Below are 3,333 nucleotides of genomic sequence, written 5' to 3' on the forward strand. Positions count from 1 at the left end.
TTGAAACTGAATGCAGAACAACTACTGATTTTAGCCGAAGTGATTGAAGAAAATAATGATGCAACTCTCGAAGAACTTCGTCCTAAACTGTACCAGAAAATTGGTTTTACCATCAGCTCCGCAACGATGGGAAGAATGACAAAACTCTTAAACATGACTTTAAAAAAAAACTCTCTTTCCGAGCGCAAAAGGCACTGACAGAGTTCAGGGCCTTCGATATGAGTTCTGGCAAAAAGTCCGAGAAGTTTGTTTTAAAGACTTAATATTCATTGATGAATCAGGAGTCAATTTGGCAATGGTTAGGTTATATGCTAGGTATGAAAAAAGGTTCAAGGGCTCGGGGACAAAAACCAAATAAACGGGGGGAAAATGTCTCAATAATTGGAGCTATATCAGTCAATGAAGTCCTAACATCAGTCAACTTAATAGGTACAAATGATACAATTACATTTGAGGCTTTTATCATCCGAAAGCTCGTACCCAAACTCTGGAAAGGTGCTTGTGTAGTGATAGACAATTGTACTATTCACACAAGCGAAGAAATAGAAAAAGCCATCAAAAAGAAAGGGGCAAAATTAATATACTTCTCACCATATTCGCCCGACTTCTCGCCAATTGAACATTTCTGGTCAAAACTTAAAAACATTCTCCGTTCTATCAAGACGACTAATTATCGAGAATTAGCAAAAGCCATAGAGTTTGCTTTCAATCAAGTTACATTATCCGATATGAGGAATTGGTTTACTCACTGCTGTTATTGTACCTCATCTTTCTGAGAAACGCTATATGTCTGAATTTTATAAAAAACGGCTAAAATTAACTACAACAAGACCATAAATTTTTGCTAGATAAGAATTTGTGCCATTATTTTTAGATAAATTAGCACAGTAAGTAAGGAAGAGCCAGTATGGTGTACAATACACACCTTACCACTACAGATGGTGTCAAAATAGATTCCTTGCGTCCAAGACTTTATCCGCGGTACCTGAGATGTTCCACCATTGTCAATAAGCTTTTTATGAACGGGCCGGAGAGCCTGTTCCACAAGAAAATCTACTCTTCGCTTCACAGGTCGGAAAGCCTGTTCTTGAAAATGGTGAAGATGTGAGTTGTACCGCAGAATTCAAAACATTTGTGGCTTGACAACGTAAAACTCGTGTAATACAATGTAATTTGTTGTAGTCTATCAATTCTTACTGCCATGAAGCTAACTGCTGGTTGCTAACCCATCCCGATCGATTTCTAACACTTTGTGCTTTAAAAACTACGAAAGCCAAAGATTTGAATTGGGTAGCGACCTATCGATCGTACTGCGATCCGAGCGTCCAGCACTACGAGGACGGCTCAGCAAACCAAGATGGAGCAGAAATATGCAAAAGAAAGCAATTCTCAACGCAGCTAATTTGACCTGCGAAGTCGCACCCACACGGACTTTGTTCGCAGATATCACTGTTGCTATTCATGAAGGCTCGCGCATTGGCTTAGTCTGTCGCAACGGCAGCGGTAAATCGACCTTGCTCAAGCTACTTGCCGGACAACTAATCCCGCAGATTGGCACAGTCGCGAGGACAGGTAGTGTTTACTATCTGCCTCAAGTCAGTACCCTGAATCTGTCTGCATCGAATGAATTGGTACTGGACTGGATCGCTTCTCATTCGGATGACTGGTGGACGGTGACGACGTTGCTAGAGGAGAAGTTTACCTCGGAAGTCTCCCTATCTCAGCCTCTGAGCACAGTGAGCGGCGGAGAACTGACGAAACTTTGGTTGGCGATCGCTCTATCGAAGCAGCCTGATATTCTGTTGTTAGATGAGCCAACAAATCATTTAGACCTGTTAATACCAATTCACTATGAAGATACACTAAATGAGGCTGATGTCTTTCTTGTTGGAACTATCTCCTTAACGTTATATTAAATGCAGCTTCATAGTAAATTGGTATCAGGTGGTAGATGAATATCAGTGCTAAATAATAAAGCATTTTTGATTTTGCCGTTGGCTTGAACTTCAGAGATACAAGCCAACCTAATTTGGCAATTCAAACAACAACTCCAGACTAATAATGTATATAATGAAACTCCCGGTTTTATTTGACAAAGTTAAGACGACTTAGATCTTGGCAGTCAACCTTACCATCATATTTTCGAGGAGTTCCCAGTTTATTTTGTTCGCCTGTCTAAAGATAGCGTAGATTAGCATCAACTCGCTCACTTGCCAATAAAGTCTAAATTCAACTCCCGCACAGCAGCCCAGAATTGAGAGCGATAATAATAGCCATCAGCCACCAAATAACGTACAGAAGTTGGGAAGAAACAACGAGTATTTTTCAAATGTTTTGCATAGTCATCAACTCTTGTGATTTCAAGCGTTGAGCTTTGAGACTCCTGTTTTTTGCGAGATTTTTTTTTACCAGCTATTCTTCGGTTTTTGTGTCAGTTTTTTCACGGGCTTTATTTGAGGACGTGATGGAGTTTGTTGCACGCTTAAGCTATAAGATAAACGAGTCTCAGTTTCCACAATAGAAATTACAGAAATTTCCAAACCCTGTTCTGATTTACCAGCTACACCATTATAAAAATAAGCCTTACCGTCAGTTTTCTTGCCACTTTTTATTAAAAAAGAACAATCAATAACAGCAATAACTGTGTGTTCAGGATTTAAGGCTTGTTCGAGGAAATATTGATTAAATTGTGGAAAGTTAAAGCTTTTGATAAAGTGACGACGGTAGGTTTTTTCACTCAAACAACTATAACGACTGAGATTGGTAAAGTTGATTTTACCATAGCTCAGTAAAATAGTTGAGAATAAAGTGATTAAAAACTTCTTTTGGGGTTGACTAATTCCTGGCATTTGTTGTAATATTGATTCCATGATATTCATAAGGCAATCTGTTGAGCTTGCATATTTTTATAGCTTAACCGAAAAGAGTGCCTTTTTTTCTGTTTATTTTGGGTTCAGATTGCACTCACTTTTTTCACTTCTCTGTTTTATTGCGATCGCATCCCTCTTTAAAAACTGTCCGAAGTATTGATACCTCTGTATTTAACTTTTTTCGAGTTAAATTTTTCCACAGGTTTTTTGACAACTCTTGGGTTGTTTCTAGGACTTACGCATTGACAAATCAGCCCAAATATGAAGCAAGTGCTAAAATTACGGAATTCATTTGGCAGGTCTAATTTTTGCCATCACAAACAATTGCAAAAATCCCTTAAATGCAGAGTTTTTGCGAGGATATTAATAGGAACTTAGCGGTTAGTTAATATTCAGCTTTTAGACCTACTTTTTGATTCAGGTAATGGAGAATAAAATCACGGGCTACTTCTAACGATAAATT

Annotated in this window: 3 protein-coding genes and 1 pseudogene; 3 read left to right on the forward strand and 1 reads right to left on the reverse strand. The window is 38.5% G+C overall.

Going from position 1 to position 3,333, the window contains the following annotated elements; translation table 11 throughout:
- The 3 genes and pseudogenes from QUA53_RS28735 to QUA53_RS28745 form a co-directional block, all read left to right on the forward strand.
- Positions 1 to 198, forward strand: a pseudogene (locus tag QUA53_RS28735) (hypothetical protein); the annotation flags it as partial.
- Positions 199 to 272: 74 nt separating this feature from the next.
- Positions 273 to 776, forward strand: coding sequence for a transposase (locus tag QUA53_RS28740; RefSeq protein ID WP_333101199.1), 504 nt, complete (start codon positions 273 to 275; stop codon positions 774 to 776).
- A 594-nt stretch (positions 777 to 1,370) separates the two neighbouring features.
- A complete protein-coding gene (locus tag QUA53_RS28745; RefSeq protein WP_333101201.1) occupies positions 1,371 to 1,916 on the forward strand; it encodes an ATP-binding cassette domain-containing protein in 546 nt (181 codons plus the stop codon).
- A gap of 489 nt (positions 1,917 to 2,405) precedes the next feature.
- Here QUA53_RS28745 and QUA53_RS28750 read toward each other — a convergent pair whose 3' ends face one another.
- The gene (locus tag QUA53_RS28750; RefSeq protein ID WP_333101203.1) at positions 2,406 to 2,879 is read right to left on the reverse strand and encodes a hypothetical protein; all 474 of its coding nucleotides are present in this window, start codon (positions 2,877 to 2,879) and stop codon (positions 2,406 to 2,408) included.
- Positions 2,880 to 3,333: the final 454 nt, after the last annotated feature.

Origin of the sequence: Microcoleus sp. Pol12B3, from assembly GCF_036701355.1 — a bacterium.
Classification (GTDB): Bacteria; Cyanobacteriota; Cyanobacteriia; order Cyanobacteriales; family Microcoleaceae; genus Microcoleus.

Bases quoted from the DNA above. Each gene is read 5' to 3' on its own strand.
- QUA53_RS28740 (WP_333101199.1), top strand. From the start codon at position 273: ATGAATCAGGAGTCAATTTGGCAATGGTTAGGTTATATGCTAGGTATG.
- QUA53_RS28745 (WP_333101201.1), top strand. From the start codon at position 1,371: ATGCAAAAGAAAGCAATTCTCAACGCAGCTAATTTGACCTGCGAAGTC.
- QUA53_RS28750 (WP_333101203.1), bottom strand. From the start codon at position 2,879: ATGAATATCATGGAATCAATATTACAACAAATGCCAGGAATTAGTCAA.